This window comes from Amycolatopsis acididurans (assembly GCF_012328925.1).
Classification (GTDB): domain Bacteria; phylum Actinomycetota; class Actinomycetes; order Mycobacteriales; family Pseudonocardiaceae; genus Amycolatopsis_E; species Amycolatopsis_E acididurans.
In genome coordinates this window covers 145,171-160,140 of the sequence record NZ_JAAXLS010000002.1, presented here as the reverse complement: position 1 = coordinate 160,140, position 14,970 = coordinate 145,171, and the positions used below count along the sequence as shown (strand labels likewise).

Here is a 14,970-nt window from a genome sequence, read left to right as displayed (position 1 = left end):
ACCCGCGCCGTGCGCGCTGCGTGACCACTACGGCCTGGGCCGCACCACCGCGATAGGGCAGGTGGCGTGATGCAGCAGCCGCTGGCTGGTCGAGCCGAGCCCGGCACCCGCCAGGCCACCGCGGCCACGTGAGCCGACGACCAGCAGCTGCGCGCCTTCGGCCGCGTCGCGCAACGCCTCCGGCGGCGACTGCGCCGAGACCTCCTGCCGGACCTCGATATCGGGATACTTCCCCTGCCACGGGGCCAGCTGCTCGGCCAGCAACCGTGAGTCGCCGCCGGCATCGCCGTGCGCGTGCACCGCGACCAGCGGCACGTGCCTGCTGAGCGCGGCCTCGAAGGCGAACTCGACCGCGTCGTCGGACAGCGCGGACCCGTCGACGCCGACCACGACCGGCCCGTCCTCCGGCGGCTCACCGCGGACCACGACCACCGGGCAGTGACCGTGCGCGGCGAGCCCGACCGCGACCGAACCGAGCAGCAGACCGGTCAAACCGCCGAGCCCGCGCGAACCGAGGACGACCAGTTCGGCGCCGGCCGAGGCGCGCACGAGCTGGTCGATGGCCTGTCCCGCGCGCAGGGCGGTGCGAACCGGCACGTCCGCCACCTCCCGTGCGGCGGTCCGCGCCTGATCGAGCCAATCCCGGCCCTGGTCGAGCAGCGCGTCACCGTAGGAGCGGGGCAGCCGGATCGGCGTGTAGGGCGCGGGTACCGGCACGTAGCAGGCGTGCAGCAGCATCAGCGGCGCGTCCCGGCGGGCCGCTTCCCGCGCGGCCCAGCGCACCGCGTCCAGTGCCGAATCCGAACCATCGACGCCGGCGACGATCATGGCCGTCCCCCGCTCGCGATGGCCGATGCGACGGGAATCGGGGTCGCGGTGACCGGGTAGCCGAACCGGATGATCACCTGCGGGTAGCCGGGCAGCGACAGCTTGTCGATCAGGCCCGAACGCGTCTCCGGCAGGTGCAGCGGCTGGGTCAGCACCGACGCGACGAGACCCGCGCGGATCCCGGTGAGCCAGATCCGCTGCATCGCCTCGCCGGCGAGCACGTGGTCGCGCTTGCTGTCGTCCGGCGTGAGCACGACCAGCAGCCGCTCGGCGAGCAGCCGCTCGGTGAGGGTGATCGCGTCGGGCAGGCGGGTGTCGGCGCGCACCAGCCCCGCCCAGGGCAACGTCGAGGGAGCCCGCAACGGTTCGGGGAACTGGGCCGTCCACGCGATCAGCTCGCGCTGGTAGGCCCGGTCGTCGCGCAGCACCTCGGCCGAGTAGAGCAGCAGTTCGGCCAGCGCAGCCGCCTCGGTGGCGCCGTCGATGGGGCGGGCCTCGGTCCCGGCGGTCGCGGCGTCGGCGAGGGTGCGCACAGCCTGTGAGGAGAGCTGGTGCAGGCTGAACGGAGCACGGTAGCTGCGGCGCCGGAAGATCGCGGAGTACAGGTCCACCTCTTCGGCGTCGGCCTCGTGCGGGCCGTCGGCGAGCACGCGCGCGAGCAGTTCGGGTTGAGCGGGATCGGGGAACAGCGTCGTGGTGGTCGCCCATCCCATCGCGCGCAGCGCCAGCTCCAGATTGGCGAGCGCGGCGCCGCAGGACAGGGTGCGGTCGCGGCCGAGCGGATCGTGCCGCGGCAACACGATGTCACGCCGTTCGTAGAGTTCGGCCATGGCTTCGCCGGTTTCCAGGCTCCACGGCTGAGTGTTGTGCACTGAGGGAGACCGGTCGACGGCGCATGCCAGCACCCCGGCCTCGGTCGCTGACCACGTCATGACGAAAACTCCTCGGTCCGGGCCCGTGGGCGCGTGATCTTTTCGGGGGCGCGGCGCGGCGTGGCGGGCGCGGTGAAGCCGTAGCCGAACCGGAGTACGGCCTGCGGGTGACCGCGGCCGCCGAGCAACCGGGTCAGGGCCCTGCGGGTCGCGTCGATCTCCACCGGCTGCGAGAGGAACGAGGCACTGATGCCGGAGGCGGTGCCGGTGAGCAGCACGCGCTGCATCGCCTGCCCGGTGCGCACCTGCGCGAGCGCGGTGTCGGTGAACGAACTGAGCACCGCCACGAACGGAACCCGTTCGTACGGCCGTTCCTCGCGCGTACCCGACGGGTACTGGCGCGGCGCCAGCAGGCTGCCGGGCACCGGGCGCGGACCGCCTGCCGAGGCAGGCACGCCGTCGTCACGCCGTTGCCCGTTGGCGGTCCACTTCTTCAGCTCCGCCACGAACTCCGGGTCCTCGCTCTGCATGTGCTCGGCGCGGCGCAGCAGGGCCGCGACCATGTCGAGTTCGGCAGGCCGCTCGAGCGGCGTCAGGTCGGCACCCTCGATCCTGGCCGCGTGCACGAGCGTGGTGCGGAGCCAGCCGGGCACCGCACGGTCGGTGAACGGGCGCCGGTTGCTGCGCCGGACCATGATCGCCCTGGCCAGCGCCTTGTCCTCGGGGGTCGGCCGGGCCGGGCCCTTGACCAGCAGGGTGCCCATGTGTTCGGGGCGGTCCCGGTCGGGCAGCAGCCACACCACCGACGCCCGGCCCGCGGCCCGCAACGCCAGCTGCATGTTCAGCAGCGCCGCACCGCAGGACAGCCGCGCCTCCCGGCCGTCCCTGTCGGCGACCGCCAGCACCCGGTCGGTGTCGAGCAGGATGTCGATCCGGTCGGTGTCGACCTCGAACCGCCAGGGCTGCGTGTTGTGCGGCGAGGGCGCCCGGATCGCGGCGTCGAGGGCGATCGCGACCGGATCGCCAGGCCGCGGGTGGCTGGTGGGCGTCTGCTCCATGTGTTCCACCGTCGCGAACCGGTGCCGCGTGAGGCAGGGGACGGCGTCCCGAACGAGTGGGCCTTTGTGCTCTGAAAGACGATTCAGCTACCTGGCGTTCCGCGCCGCGCGGTGCCAAGCTGACTGCATGTCCGAAGAAGGCGGTAGCCAGCCCTCGTTGCGCGGCACGTTGTCGCAGCTGCGACTGCGTGAGCTGCTCGGGGAGGTGCAGGACCGCGTCGAGCAACTGGTGAGTTCGCGCGACCAGATGGACGGTCTGCTGGAGGCGATGCTCGCCGTCGCGGGCGGCCTGGAACTGGACGCGACCCTGCGCCGGATCGTGCACGCCGCCATCGAACTGGTGGACTGCCGCTACGGCGCGCTCGGCGTGCTCAACGCCGACGGCGAGGGGCTGGCCGAGTTCGTCTACGAGGGCATCGGCGAGGACCAGCGCCGCGAGATCGGGAACCTGCCGGAGGGCCACGGGCTGCTCGGTCTGCTCATCGAACAGCCGAAACCGTTGCGGCTCACCGATCTGTCCCAGCATCCGGCCTCCACCGGGTTCCCCGCGCACCATCCGCCGATGCGGTCCTTCCTCGGCGTGCCGGTGCTCGTGCGCAACCGGGTGTTCGGAAACCTCTACCTCACCGAGAAGTCGGGTGGCCAGCCGTTCACCGAGGACGACGAGGTCGTGGTGCAGGCGCTGGCCGCGGCCGCCGGTATCGCGGTGGAGAACGCGCGCCTGTACGAGGAGACGCGACTGCGGCAGGGCTGGCAGGAGGCCACCAGCGAGATCCGCGCGGAGCTGCTCGCCGCCGCCGACCCGATGGACGTGCTGCACATGATCGCCACGCGCGCGCTCGCGCTCGCCGGCGCCGACTACGCGTTCCTCGCGCAGCCCGATGATCCCGAGGCGCCCGCCGAGGACGTGCGGCAGCTCGTGGTCACCGTGTGCGCCGGGCTCAACGCCGAGGTGTTGTCGGGGCGGGAGATCCCGGTCGACGGATCCAGCTGCGGCCAGGCGTTCCTGGACGGGGTGCCCAGGCAGGCGGCGAGCCTGGAGTACGACCTGTCCGAGGGGATGGACGCCAGTTTCGGCCCGGTGCTGCTGATGCCGCTGCGCACGTCCGCCGGTGCGGTTTCGGGTGTGCTGGTCGCAGTGCGCACCGCGGGCAAGGAACCCTTCGACTCCTACCAGCTGCCGCTCGCGTCGGCGTTCGCCGAGCAGGCCGCGCTGGCGCTGCAGCTGGCCGACGACCAGCGCAGGCTGTACGAGCTGGAAGTGCTGGCCGACCGCGACCGCATCGCACGGGATCTGCACGACCACGTCATCCAGCGGTTGTTCGCGCACGGGCTCGCGCTGCAGAGCACGAGGTTGCGCAGCCGTTCTCCCGACATCCAGCGGCGGCTGGCCGACATGATCGACGATGTGCAGAACATCATCGCCGAGATCCGGACCGCGATCTTCGACCTGCACGGCGGGCTGGAGGGCACCACACAGCTGCGGAAGCGGATGCACGAGATCATCGCCGAGCTCACCGCCGAAAGCGGCCTGCAGACCACGGTGCGGGTGTCCGGTCCGGTCGGCGTGATCTCGCCCGATCTTGCCGAGGACGCCGAGGCCGTGCTGCGTGAGGCGCTGAGCAACACGGTCCGGCACGCGCGCGCCACGAGCGTCACCGTGACCGTGTCGGTGGCCGACGACCTGATCATCGACGTCACCGACGACGGGGTCGGCCTGCCGCCGACTGTCGCGCGCAGTGGTCTGCACAACCTGGCCGAACGGGCTCGGCGGACGGGCGGGACGTTCAGCACCGACCGGCCGGACGACGGCGGCACACGGCTCGTGTGGTGCGCGCCGGTGTCGTGACGCCGGTGCTAGGGCGCCGCCCCGTGCGGTAAGGCCTCGTTGTCTTCGATCAGGGAGAACCCGGTGACCAGTTCGGGATGGATGCGGATGACGTACTCCATCTCGTCCGGCACCCAGGGCCGCAGCAGGCGTTCGTAGCGCTCGATCTCGCTCGCGCCCCGCAGCCGTCGCGCGACACCGGTGATGACCACGCTCCAGCCGATGTGGTCGTCTTCGGAGATCGCGTCCGCCTCGTAGGCGACGACGGAGTCCACAGCGGACAGCAACGCGGCACCGGGATGCGTGCGCAGCACGATCGCTCCGTTGTCCACCAGATGGTTCACCGGACGCACCGCGGGCAGCGCCTGATGCGTGAACACGATCCGTCCGACGCTCACGCTGCCCAGCCGGCGTAGGGACTCCTCCCGCGTCAGCTCTTCGAATCGACGGGGATTCATAGCCCGCTCCGGGCGGTCACACGCGCGTACACGAACACATCGTGGTCCAGCCGATCGTGTCGCGAAAGAGCACAAAGTCCCCGAGCAAGATCACGGCGGCACGGTGCGGCATTATGAGGACATGTCCGGATTGCGAGCTGACTGTGCGAGTTGCTCCGGCCTGTGCTGCGTGGCGCTGCCCTTCGGCCGGTCGGCGGATTTCGCCGTGGACAAGGACGCGGGCACGCCGTGTGTGAATCTGCGGGACGATTTCCGCTGCGCGATCCACTCGCGATTGCGGGAGCGCGGATTTCCCGGTTGCACGGTGTTCGACTGTTTCGGCGCAGGTCAGCAGGTCACCCAGGTGACGTTCGCGGGCCGCGACTGGCGCGACGATCCTGGTGTGGCGGAGCCGATGTTCGCGGTCTTCGCGGTGATGCGCCAGTTGCACGAACTGTTGTGGTACCTCACCGAGACACTGTCGCTGGTGGCGGCCGGGCCGGTGCACGAGGACGCCCGGCGGCTGCTGCACCAGACGCGGGCACTGACCGGGGGCGGCGCCGAGGAACTGCTGGCACTGGACGTCAGCGAGCATCGCGCGCATGTCAACGCCGTGCTGCTGCGGGCCAGCGACCTGGTGCGTGCCGGTGCCGGGCGGAGGAAGGACAGGCGTGGCGCGAACCTCATGGGTGCCAGGCTCAAGGGGGCCGATCTCCACAAGACGAGCCTGCGCGGCGCCTATCTCATTGGTGCGGACCTGAGGGGCGCCGACCTGTCACTGGCCGACCTCATCGGAGCCGACCTGCGCGGCGCGAACCTCGCGGGCGCCGATCTGGGCACGAGCCTGTTCCTCACCCAGCCCCAGGTCAACGCCGCCACCGGCGACGCGGCCACGACACTGCCACCCGCGCTCGAACGCCCCCGTCACTGGTTTTGAGTCCATAGTGGACCAGGGGCTTCACAGTGATGCGGCGTGGTCGGGTACGTAGCTGCCGGGATTCTTCGACGGACGCCGGTAGCCATCGGCCGGTGGCCGGTGCGGCAGGCGCATCGCGGGCGGGGGTACCTCGCGGTAGGGCACGCTGTCCAGCAGGTGCGCGATCATGTTCAGGCGCGCGCGGCGCTTGTCGTCGCTGTCCACAATGGACCACGGAGCCTCGGGGATGTCGGTGTAGAGGATCATCTCGTCCTTGGCCCGCGAGTAGTCGTCCCACCGGGTGATCGACTCCAGGTCCACTTCCGACAGCTTCCACCGGCGCACCGGATCGTCCAGCCGCGCCCGCATCCGCTTCTGCTGCTCGCCGTCGCTGACCGAGAACCAGTACTTGCGCAGCATGATCCCGTCCTCGGTCAGCAGCCGCTCGAAGATCGGGCACTGGTGCAGGAACCGGCGGTGCTCCTCCTCCGAGCAGAACCCCATCACCCATTCCACGCCCGCCCGGTTGTACCAGCTGCGGTCCATCAGCACGATCTCCCCCGCCGCGGGCAGCTGGGCGACGTAACGCTGGAAGTACCACTGGCCCCGTTCGCGGTCGGTGGGCTTGGGCAGCGCGACGATGCGCGCCACGCGAGGGTTGAGATACTCGGTGACACGCTTGATGGTGCTGCCCTTGCCCGCGGCGTCGCGGCCCTCGAAGATCACGATCAGCCGCTTGCGCTCGGCGCGCACCCACTCCTGGAGCTTGACCAGTTCGGTCTGCAGCCGGAACAGCTCCTCGCGGTAGACCGCGCGTCGCAGTTTTTCCCTCGTCATGAACCTCCACTGTCCTCCACCGCAACCCGGAATTCGAGGACCTTAGGCCCCCGCGCCGGTGACCAACGCAGTTCCCTGGCCGCCTCCGGCGTCGTAACCTGGGGTCAATTGTCATCGCGGAAGGTGAGCACCTTGATCAAAGTGTTTCTCGTCGACGACCATGAGGTGGTGCGTCGCGGGGTGGCCGACCTGCTGGAATCCGACCCGGAGCTGACCGTGGTCGGCGAGGCTCCCACCGCCGCACAGGCACTGGCCCGCATCCCCGCGCTGCGCCCCGACATCGCCCTGCTCGACGTGCGCCTGCCCGACGGCAACGGCATCGAGCTGTGCCGCGACCTGCGCTCGAAGCTGCCCGAGCTCAACGTCCTGATGCTGACCTCCTACACCGACGAGGAGGCCATGCTCAACGCCATCCTCGCCGGCGCCGGCGGCTACGTCATCAAGGACATCCAGGGACTGCAGCTGGTCTCGGCGGTGCGCGAGGTCGGCTCCGGCCGGTCGCTGCTGGACAACCGCGCGGCCGCCACGCTCATGGCCAAGCTCCGCTCCGACGCCGACGACGCGGGCCCGCTGGCCGGGCTCAGCGAGCGCGAGCGGACCCTGCTCGACCTCATCGGCGAGGGGCTGACCAACCGCCAGATCTCCGAGCGGATGTACCTGGCCGAAAAGACAGTCAAGAACTACGTGTCCCGGCTGCTGACCAAGCTCGGACTCGAGCGCCGCACCCAGGCCGCGGTGCTCGCCACGAAGATGCGCACGAACCGGCAGCAGCGCGACCAGGAGTCGTGAGGCTCACGGCCCGGTCCGCGCCGCGCCCGCCGCCGGCCCGGGCGACGCTTCGGTAGGCACGATCGCGATCGGACAGGCGAGGCCGCTCCCCCACTGTCCTGTCGCCGAACCCGCCGCCACACCGGGGAATCCGGCACGGCCGTGTGGTCCGACGACGATCAGCCTGGCCCGTTCGCCGTAGTCGAGCAGCACGCCGCCCGCGCGACCGCGTACCAGGACGTGTTTCACCGGGATATCGGCGAACTCGTCGGCCAAGGTGGACAGTTCGGCGGCCAGCGCCGCGTGTTCCTTGCTCCGTATCGCCATGGTGTCGGGGGTAGCCGGTGCGGCCCAGGCGCGCACAGCGGTCACGCCGGTGCCGTAGAGCGCGGCCCGTTGGAACGCGAACCGCGCGGCCGCGGCACAGTCGGCCCAGTCGTTGACCCCGACGACCACCGGTCCGGTTTCCGGTATCGCGTCGCGCACGACGACGACCGGGCAGCCGCCGCGCAGCGACAACGTGATCGCGGCGGGTCCCAGCAGCGGGCCGTGCCCGCTCGCCCCGAACACGATCAGCGCCGCGGTACGGGATTCCCGCAGCAAGGTGGTGCGCGCAGGGCTGCCGATGGTCGCCGACTCGATCGCGAGTCCTTGGTGTGTCCTGCGCGCCACGGATTCCGCCGCGCGCATGAGGGATTCGGCCCGTCCCGCCGATGTGGTCAGCACGTGCACGAGCCGTAGCCCGGATCCGGTGAACGCGGCCTCTCGCGCGGCCCAGCGGACCGCCATCAAGGCCGAGGGTGATCCGTCCACGCCGACCACGATCGGGCCGGGCTGCCGTCGCGGGTCGCTGTCCATTGCGGACGGTCAGGACCGGTTGAGGTCGCGGCCGAGGCCGGCCCATTCCCGCGTCCACGCCGCGGCGCGTGCGCGGTCGAGCGCGAACCGGGCGAGCCAGCACAGCAGAGCCAGTGCGGCCACGAAACCCACCCACGCGAACACCGCGGCCGCCACGCCGAGACCCGTCGCGTTGGACGCGGTCAGCGGCGGCTGCACGGGGTTGCCCGCGGGGTCTGTCCAGATCGGCACGTGCGCACCCTGGGGGGTACCGGCGTCCGCGGTGATCACTCCGGTCCGGTCACTGCCATCGGGCAGCCTCCAGACCGCGTTCACCGTCACCGGGGTCGCCGGCTGAACCTCGCTCGGCGCGGCGTCGGGTGCCCGCACGAGCAGAACGGCCGTCGTCTGTGTTCTGGTGGCCTGCTGGGCCGCGGCAGCGCGCAGAGCGTCCGCTCGCGCCGTGGAGCCCACGGACAGCGCCACCGGGATGGCGAGCAAAGCCAGCAGCAGCGCGACGGCCACCGCCGCGAGCTCGATGCGGTCCGAGGATCGCGCCAGCGGGTTGCGCCAGGCGCCGAGCCAAGTCAGCCGTCTGCCGAGCCAAGTCGTGTTCATCAGGCACCTCCTCCGCGCCACTACCTACTGTCGTCGCGGCCCGGTGTCACCCGAAGGGCCGATGGTCACCCTTTCCACAGCGAAGTGCCCGCCCGCCCGGCGACCCGTTGTCACCACATCGCGGGCTCCCGCTACCCCGACCGGAGGCTCTACGATGCCCGCAGCGCACGCCGCGTCGCGTCGGGGAGAGCACGGAATGGACATCGAGTGGACGGTCCAGCTTGTCGATCAACTCGACTGGCACTGGACGAACCAGCTGCGGCCGCGCCTGAGCGGACTGGGCGACGACGAGTACTTCTGGGAGCCCGCGCCGGGCTGCTGGAACGTGCGGCCCCGTGAGGAGAGCACCGCGCCGATGGCGGCGGGCGCAGGCGAGTTCGTCGTGGATTTCGGGTTCCCCGAACCGGTTCCGCCGCCGGTCACGACCATCGCGTGGCGGATCGCGCACATCGTCGTCGGCGTGTTCGGGATGCGGGTGGCCAATCATTTCGGCGGCCCCGCGGTCGACTACGGCAGCTTCGAGTACGCGGGTGACGCCGCGACCGCGCTGCACCAGCTCGACACGGCCTACGCGAGCTGGATCGAGGGCGTGCGCGACCTCGGCGAGGACGGTTTGGCAAAACCGTGCGGCCCCGCCGAAGGGCCGTACGCCGACGCGCCGATGGCCGCGCTCGTGCTGCACATCAACCGCGAGGCGATCCACCATGGCGCGGAGATCGCGCTGCTGCGCGATCTGTACCTGCGCCGGGCGGGCTGACGCCCGGCGCACGCCACGCACCGCCCGCCGCTTTGTCCGCGCCCGGCTCTCGTCGACGCGACCCGAACGGCGCATGCTCGCCTCGGCAAGGAGGACAGCATGCGTATCGCGGCGATCGTCGCCACAGCGGGAATGCTGCTCACCGCGTGCACCGGCGGTGAGCCCGCGGTCACGTCCCCGGTACCGCAGATGCTCTCGCCGGTGCCGCTGGGATCCGTCCCGGCATTGTGCTCCACGGCGGATTGGGAGACCGGCGCGATCGACGCGACCGGCGTGAGCACCGACCCGCTCGCCGGCGTGCGCGCCGGGCGGCACGACTGTTACGACCGCATCGTGTTCGACATCGGCGGGGCGAGCCTGGTCGGTTTCTCGGTGCGGTACGTGCCGCAGGTCGCGGCGGTGGACTCGGGCGCGCCCGTGCCGGTGCCCGGCGGCGCTGTGCTGCAGGTGGTGGTGCGCGCGCCGGCACAGGACGTCTCCGGGAAGGCGCTCGCGGCGACCGGCGGCGATTTGATCGATCCCGCACATGTGGCGAACTGGGACGCCCTGCGCGCGGCGCGGTTCGCCGGATCCAGCGCGGACGCGAGCACGATCGCCGTCGGCGTGCGCGAGCGGCTGCCCTTCCGCGTGCTCAGCCTGCTCGATCCAGACCGGGGCACCAGGCGCGTCGTGGTCGACATCGCCCACCGGGGATCGCAGTAGAGGACGTTCGGCCCTACGCCCACAGCCCGCGAACAGGGAGGCTGGCGACAGACCTTCAAGGAGTGTCACATGGGACGACGAGCGGCGACCTGGACGATGGACGTCGAGTTGCATGCCGAAGACGGAGAGACTCGCGCACGACTGCGCCTCGCCGCACCTGGCGGGACGAGCTTCGTGGGCATTGGCCTGGTTCAGGGTGGGCCACGCGGAGTGCACCTGCCGGAGGTCGCACAGGAGCTGGCGCTGGCACGTGCCTTCAGTGATCTGACCGAGGAACTACTGGAAGCCGTCGCCACCGACATCGAGTCGGCCGCGGACAATCCGCTCCCGGTCGCCGCGGCGCAGCACGTCGCGGCCGCAGAGGCCCTTGTGCCGTTCCACCCCGTTACCTCCAGCTCTGCCGCCGCGGCGGCACCCGCGCGAGGATCGTGGTAACCGCACGGGACTCCACTTCGGAAGGCAGCCATGAAGCCGACCACGCGAGCCAACCGGCGTTTCGGACTGCTGCGGCAGATGATCCGGTTGCGCGGCTACGAGGAACTCAGTGCCGCCCCAGACCCCGGCGGTGAGGCCATCGTCGCGGGAGTGCTGCAGGGCGTGGGCGCCGAGGATTCGGTGGTGTCGACGTATCAGGAGTACGGCGCACGGTCGGCGAGCAGGCAGCGCCCGCTGATCATGGTGTGCGTCTACGGCGACGGTGCGATCGACAACGAGGACCTGTACGACTCGTTCAACGACGCGGTGCACTGGCAGCTGCCGGTGCTGTTCTGTTGCGAACACAACCTGTGCGGGCCGTTCCATCAGGATCTCATGCTGCCCGCCACGTTCTTCGGGATGCCGGCGTACTCCATCGACGGCATGGACGTGCTCGCCGTCGCCGACACGGTCGACGAGGCCACCGAGGCGATCCGTTACGGCGCCGGGCCGCGGTTGCTGGAGTTGTTCAGCTACCGCTCGCAGGATCTGTCGTTCGATCCGATCGAAGTCCTCAGCGACCGCATGACCGCCGAGGACGGCCTCACCGAAGCCGATCTCGCGGACCTGCGCCAGGCCGTGGCCACGGAACTGGCGACCTCGTCCTGAGCGTCAGGCCGAGTGCCACCGTGGCGATCAGGTTGACCGACAGCAGCACCAGCGGAGCGATCTTCAGCGCGACCCCGGCCACCATGGTCGCGAGCACGAACGAGGCGGCGCCGAGACAGCTCGGCAGCGACCAGAGGAGGAACCCGCGGAGCTTGTGCAGCGCGCTCCGGCCGTCTCCGATGGCCGCGACGATCGACGCGAAAGCGTCGTAGCACAGCACCAGATCGGCGGCGTCTCGGGCGGCGTCGGTAGCGCGCTCCCCCAGCGCGATCCCGGTGTCGGCGCCGCGCAGCGCGGGCACGTCGCTGAGGCCGTCCCCGGTCATCGCGACCGTTTCGCCGAGCCGGTGCAAAGCCCGGACCAGGCGGAGCTTCTGTCCGGGAGCGATCCGCGCGAAAACGGTGGTCTCCAGCACGAGGGCATCGAGGCGGTCGTCGTCGAGCAGATCCAGTTCGGCACCGGTGAGGACCACCGGATCCGCATCCAGCCCAACGGTCCTCGCGACGGACGCGGCGGTGTCGGGATGGTCGCCGGTGATCATCTTGACCGCGATTCCCTTCCGACGGCACGCCGCCACCGCCTCGGCGGCCTCCGGCCGCACGGGATCCCGCATCGCCTGCAGCCCCAGCAGCGTCCACCCACCGCGATCGACCTCGCCGGTCAGCGATTCGCCACCGGTCTCGAACCGGGCGAACGCGAGCACGCGCAGCCCGTCGTCGGCGAACACACGGTGCCTGCGCAACGCCGAGTCGGTGTCGACCGGGCGGAGACCGCCGTCGCTGGTCAGTTCGTGCTCGCACCGGGCGAGGATCTCTTCGACGGCGCCCTTGGCGTAGCCGAGGTGGTGTACCGAGACCATCAGGCGCCGTTCCGATTCGAAGGGCAGCAGGTCCACTCTGGCCAGTCCGGCCCGTGTCGCGTGCGGATCGAGACCGGCCAGTTCGGCGACCGGGATCAGCGCCGTCTCGGTGGGATCGCCCGACACGGCCCACTCTCCGTCCACAGCAGACAGTTCGGATTCGTTGCACAGCAGGCCTGCCAGCGCGCATTCGCGTAACGCCGGGTCGGCGAGATCGGGCAGCGCACGGACGTCGATCGTGCGTCCTCCCGCGGAGATCGTGGTGACCGTCATCCGGTTCTCGGTGAACGTGCCGGTCTTGTCGGCACACACGACCGTGGTGCCGCCGAGGCTTTCGACCGCGGACAGATTCCGGGGTATCGCGTGGTCGCGCACCATCCGGACGGCGCCGCCGGTGAGCACGACGGAGGCGGCGCCCGGCAGGCCGCGGGGAGTGGCGCCGATCGTCAGCGCGACGGCCGCGATGACCACGTCGGTCACCGGCTCACCCCGCACGGTGCTGAGAACCAGCACGAGCACGGCGATCGCCAGTGCCGCGCCGCTGACACGGTGACACAACGCGTTCAGTTTCCGGCCCAGACTGGTGTCCAGACCGAATTCGGCCGGCCGCGGGGCGTCCGGGCTCGTGGTGACCGCCGCCTGCGCCACCCCATGGGAGACCGTCGCGCCGCGGCGCACGATGTTCCCGCGACCGGCGGGCCGGGCTCCTCCGGCGCTCTCGTCGACTTCGAGCAGATACGCCTCGGTGATCCGGACGTCGGCGGGAACGCGGTCCCCCGCCGCGAGCCGCACCACGTCGCCGCGCGCCAGTTCCTCCACCGGGATCCGGTGCGTGCCGTCGTCGCGGACGACGCTCGCTCGCGCGCGCACCAGGTTCGCGATCCGGCCGGCGCGGGTGTGCTGCTGGTACCAGGTCAGCGTGGTGACCGCGAAAATACCCGCGATGAGGTACGCCTCGGTGTAGCCGCCGAACGCGGCGGCCAGCGCACCGGCCACCAGCAGCGCGGCGAACTCGGGTTCGCGGGCCCACGCCGCCTGCCAGGAACGCGTGCGCACCGCCGCCGGCGGCTCGTCCACCGGTGCCGGATCGAGACCGGCCACCCCTTCGGCTGTTCGCCCGCTCGCTACGCGCACCACTTACCCTCGGTCGGCTGCTGGACGCTGGCTACCCGCACAGCGCACCGATTATGCGCCATGGCCTCCGCACGCGCGATCCGGTTACAGCAGGGGATTTTCCGTCACTTGTCCTATGTGGATCATCATCCCGCGTCGCGGACTATCGCTACCGGGCAGGGGGCGGCGCGCACGAGCGCCTGACTCGTGGCGCCGAGGCCCCACGCCTGACGGCCGATCACGATCAGCTGGGCCTCGGTGCCGTAGGCCATCAGGCTCGGCCCCGGATTACCGGTGATCACCAGCGGATCCGACGGGACGCCGGGAAACCGGCGCTCCCACTGCCGCAGCCGCTCGGCCAGCGCGAGCGCGCGTCCGGGCGCCTCCTCGTCGGCGGTCTGCAGCGCGGTGACCGTCGTCGCCCGCAGGTCCGCCTCGTCGAAACCGAACGACAGCGCGGCCTCCGCCGCCCCGTCGACCCCGACCAGTACCGGACCGGCACCGCTCAACCGGCCCCGGACGACGACGAGCGGGCAGCGGGCGTCGCCGGTCAGCCGCCGCGCGACCGTGCCGAGCAGAACCTCGTGGCCGGAGCCGAGCCCGCGCGCCGCGACGATGAGGATCGCGGCGCGCACCGATTCCGCGATCATGTTCTCCACCGGGTCACCGATGCGCAACACCGTCTCGGCCGTCTGCCCGGATTCGGTCATCGCGGCGACGGTGGCCGCCTCGCGCAGCCATTCACGGCCCATGGCCGGGGCCACGCAGGCGTGCACGATCCGCAGCGGCAGCTTCCTGCGCGCCGCCTCGGTCGCGGCCCACCGCACCGCGTCGAGCGCTTCGCCGGACCCGTCGACGCCCACCGCCACCGGACCCGTCCGCACGCTCGCGAGATCCCCGCCCCCGGCGGTGGTCACAGGATGGGTCCGGGCGTGTAGCCCGCCGTGGCCGAGGCGTGCTCGTTGATCACCTGCGCCGGCACGATCACCACCGGGCACGTGGCGTGGCGCAGGCAGTGCGCGCTCACCGAGCCGACGAGCGCGTGCATGAGCAGGCCGTGCCCGTGGCTGCCGAGCACCAGCAGGCTCGCGTCGTTGGCGGCGGCGAGCACGACCTCGCGCGCGTCCCCCTCGACAACCTGCGTGCGGATCGTGACCTCGTCGTGCGGAACCGAGTCGATCAGCTCGTCGAGCGCCCGGCGGTGGGCGGCGGCGATCTCCGTCACCGTCGACTCCGGCGCGCCCGGATCGAGCGCGGGCGTGTAGGTCCATGCCGTCACGGCTTCGACGGCGCGTCCGGTGGCCTTCGCCTCGGCGACGGCCCATCGCAGGGCGGCGGCACTCACGGGCGATCCGTCGACGCCGACGACGATCGCGCCTTTGCTGGTCATCATGGGAATCCTTCCGTGGCCTCGGTGCCCAGCCAAGGCCACCGCGGCGCGCGGTTGAAGGGCACTT

Annotated in this window: 17 protein-coding genes; 7 read left to right on the top strand and 10 right to left on the bottom strand. The window is 71.3% G+C overall.

Annotation, left to right across the window (positions count from 1 at the left end):
- Positions 1-27: 27 nt before the first annotated feature.
- From HFP15_RS04145 to HFP15_RS04135, 3 genes are read right to left on the bottom strand one after another with little or no spacing between them, the layout of a single operon-like run.
- Positions 28-828, bottom strand: a complete 801-nt coding sequence (locus HFP15_RS04145; RefSeq protein WP_168511597.1) for a universal stress protein — start codon at positions 826-828, stop codon at positions 28-30.
- Complete coding sequence (locus tag HFP15_RS04140) at positions 825-1,760, bottom strand: Acg family FMN-binding oxidoreductase (RefSeq protein ID WP_168511595.1); 936 nt, start codon at positions 1,758-1,760, stop codon at positions 825-827. The genes HFP15_RS04145 and HFP15_RS04140 overlap by 4 nt, the downstream gene beginning before the upstream one ends.
- Positions 1,757-2,758: an Acg family FMN-binding oxidoreductase gene (locus HFP15_RS04135; RefSeq protein ID WP_168511593.1), complete on the bottom strand. Its 1,002-nt coding sequence runs from the start codon at positions 2,756-2,758 to the stop codon at positions 1,757-1,759. Before HFP15_RS04135 ends, HFP15_RS04140 begins: the two co-directional genes overlap by 4 nt.
- Positions 2,759-2,885: 127 nt before the next feature.
- Between HFP15_RS04135 and HFP15_RS04130 the strand changes: the two genes are divergently transcribed.
- Complete coding sequence (locus HFP15_RS04130; RefSeq protein WP_168511591.1) at positions 2,886-4,607, top strand: sensor histidine kinase; 1,722 nt, start codon at positions 2,886-2,888, stop codon at positions 4,605-4,607.
- Positions 4,608-4,615: 8 nt separating this feature from the next.
- On the opposite strand, the gene HFP15_RS04125 is transcribed toward HFP15_RS04130, so the two are convergent.
- Positions 4,616-5,044 (bottom strand): pyridoxamine 5'-phosphate oxidase family protein, encoded by a 429-nt coding sequence (locus HFP15_RS04125; protein ID WP_168511589.1) that lies wholly within the window; start codon positions 5,042-5,044, stop codon positions 4,616-4,618.
- 121 nt (positions 5,045-5,165) lie between these two features.
- Between HFP15_RS04125 and HFP15_RS04120 the strand changes: the two genes are divergently transcribed.
- Positions 5,166-5,960 carry a pentapeptide repeat-containing protein gene (locus tag HFP15_RS04120; RefSeq protein WP_168511587.1) on the top strand — a complete coding sequence of 265 codons (795 nt, stop codon included), beginning with the start codon at positions 5,166-5,168 and terminating at the stop codon, positions 5,958-5,960.
- A 21-nt stretch (positions 5,961-5,981) separates the two neighbouring features.
- Here the strand turns inward: HFP15_RS04120 and ppk2 are convergent, their stop codons facing one another.
- A complete protein-coding gene (ppk2, locus tag HFP15_RS04115) occupies positions 5,982-6,776 on the bottom strand; it encodes a polyphosphate kinase 2 (RefSeq protein WP_168511585.1) in 795 nt (264 codons plus the stop codon).
- A 132-nt stretch (positions 6,777-6,908) separates the two neighbouring features.
- On the opposite strand from ppk2, the gene HFP15_RS04110 reads away from it, so the two are divergent.
- Entirely contained in the window at positions 6,909-7,565 is a 657-nt protein-coding gene (locus HFP15_RS04110) for a response regulator (RefSeq protein WP_168511583.1), read from the top strand.
- 3 nt (positions 7,566-7,568) lie between these two features.
- Here the strand turns inward: HFP15_RS04110 and HFP15_RS04105 are convergent, their stop codons facing one another.
- The gene (locus HFP15_RS04105; protein WP_168511581.1) at positions 7,569-8,402 is read right to left on the bottom strand and encodes a universal stress protein; all 834 of its coding nucleotides are present in this window, start codon (positions 8,400-8,402) and stop codon (positions 7,569-7,571) included.
- Between the two features lie 9 nt (positions 8,403-8,411).
- Positions 8,412-8,999, bottom strand: a complete 588-nt coding sequence (locus tag HFP15_RS04100) for an Rv1733c family protein (RefSeq protein WP_168511579.1) — start codon at positions 8,997-8,999, stop codon at positions 8,412-8,414.
- A gap of 196 nt (positions 9,000-9,195) precedes the next feature.
- Between HFP15_RS04100 and HFP15_RS04095 the strand changes: the two genes are divergently transcribed.
- The 4 genes from HFP15_RS04095 (at position 9,196) to HFP15_RS04080 (ending at position 11,541) form a co-directional block, all read left to right on the top strand.
- Positions 9,196-9,756: a DinB family protein gene (locus HFP15_RS04095; protein ID WP_168511577.1), complete on the top strand. Its 561-nt coding sequence runs from the start codon at positions 9,196-9,198 to the stop codon at positions 9,754-9,756.
- Positions 9,757-9,855: 99 nt separating this feature from the next.
- The gene (locus HFP15_RS04090; RefSeq protein WP_168511575.1) at positions 9,856-10,458 is read left to right on the top strand and encodes an AMIN-like domain-containing (lipo)protein; all 603 of its coding nucleotides are present in this window, start codon (positions 9,856-9,858) and stop codon (positions 10,456-10,458) included.
- 69 nt (positions 10,459-10,527) lie between these two features.
- Positions 10,528-10,893: a dsRBD fold-containing protein gene (locus HFP15_RS04085; RefSeq protein WP_246271376.1), complete on the top strand. Its 366-nt coding sequence runs from the start codon at positions 10,528-10,530 to the stop codon at positions 10,891-10,893.
- Positions 10,894-10,923: 30 nt separating this feature from the next.
- Positions 10,924-11,541, top strand: coding sequence for a thiamine pyrophosphate-dependent enzyme (locus HFP15_RS04080; RefSeq protein WP_168511573.1), 618 nt, complete (start codon positions 10,924-10,926; stop codon positions 11,539-11,541).
- On the opposite strand, the gene HFP15_RS04075 is transcribed toward HFP15_RS04080, so the two are convergent.
- From HFP15_RS04075 to HFP15_RS04065, 3 genes are all read right to left on the bottom strand, one after another.
- Positions 11,477-13,534 (bottom strand): cation-translocating P-type ATPase, encoded by a 2,058-nt coding sequence (locus tag HFP15_RS04075; protein WP_168511571.1) that lies wholly within the window; start codon positions 13,532-13,534, stop codon positions 11,477-11,479. The two genes, HFP15_RS04080 and HFP15_RS04075, sit on opposite strands and share 65 nt — an antisense overlap.
- 125 nt (positions 13,535-13,659) lie before the next feature.
- A complete protein-coding gene (locus HFP15_RS04070) occupies positions 13,660-14,430 on the bottom strand; it encodes a universal stress protein (RefSeq protein WP_168511569.1) in 771 nt (256 codons plus the stop codon).
- A complete protein-coding gene (locus HFP15_RS04065) occupies positions 14,427-14,903 on the bottom strand; it encodes a universal stress protein (protein WP_168511567.1) in 477 nt (158 codons plus the stop codon). The genes HFP15_RS04070 and HFP15_RS04065 overlap by 4 nt, the downstream gene beginning before the upstream one ends.
- Between the last annotated feature and the right edge of the window lie 67 nt (positions 14,904-14,970).

Bases quoted from the DNA above. Each gene is read 5' to 3' on its own strand.
- HFP15_RS04130 (WP_168511591.1), top strand. From the start codon at position 2,886: ATGTCCGAAGAAGGCGGTAGCCAGCCCTCGTTGCGCGGCACGTTGTCG.
- HFP15_RS04100 (WP_168511579.1), bottom strand. From the start codon at position 8,999: ATGAACACGACTTGGCTCGGCAGACGGCTGACTTGGCTCGGCGCCTGG.
- HFP15_RS04105 (WP_168511581.1), bottom strand. From the start codon at position 8,402: ATGGACAGCGACCCGCGACGGCAGCCCGGCCCGATCGTGGTCGGCGTG.
- HFP15_RS04135 (WP_168511593.1), bottom strand. From the start codon at position 2,758: ATGGAGCAGACGCCCACCAGCCACCCGCGGCCTGGCGATCCGGTCGCG.
- HFP15_RS04080 (WP_168511573.1), top strand. From the start codon at position 10,924: ATGAAGCCGACCACGCGAGCCAACCGGCGTTTCGGACTGCTGCGGCAG.
- ppk2 (WP_168511585.1), bottom strand. From the start codon at position 6,776: ATGACGAGGGAAAAACTGCGACGCGCGGTCTACCGCGAGGAGCTGTTC.
- HFP15_RS04085 (WP_246271376.1), top strand. From the start codon at position 10,528: ATGGGACGACGAGCGGCGACCTGGACGATGGACGTCGAGTTGCATGCC.
- HFP15_RS04095 (WP_168511577.1), top strand. From the start codon at position 9,196: ATGGACATCGAGTGGACGGTCCAGCTTGTCGATCAACTCGACTGGCAC.
- HFP15_RS04120 (WP_168511587.1), top strand. From the start codon at position 5,166: ATGTCCGGATTGCGAGCTGACTGTGCGAGTTGCTCCGGCCTGTGCTGC.
- HFP15_RS04140 (WP_168511595.1), bottom strand. From the start codon at position 1,760: ATGACGTGGTCAGCGACCGAGGCCGGGGTGCTGGCATGCGCCGTCGAC.
- HFP15_RS04145 (WP_168511597.1), bottom strand. From the start codon at position 828: ATGATCGTCGCCGGCGTCGATGGTTCGGATTCGGCACTGGACGCGGTG.
- HFP15_RS04125 (WP_168511589.1), bottom strand. From the start codon at position 5,044: ATGAATCCCCGTCGATTCGAAGAGCTGACGCGGGAGGAGTCCCTACGC.
- HFP15_RS04065 (WP_168511567.1), bottom strand. From the start codon at position 14,903: ATGACCAGCAAAGGCGCGATCGTCGTCGGCGTCGACGGATCGCCCGTG.
- HFP15_RS04090 (WP_168511575.1), top strand. From the start codon at position 9,856: ATGCGTATCGCGGCGATCGTCGCCACAGCGGGAATGCTGCTCACCGCG.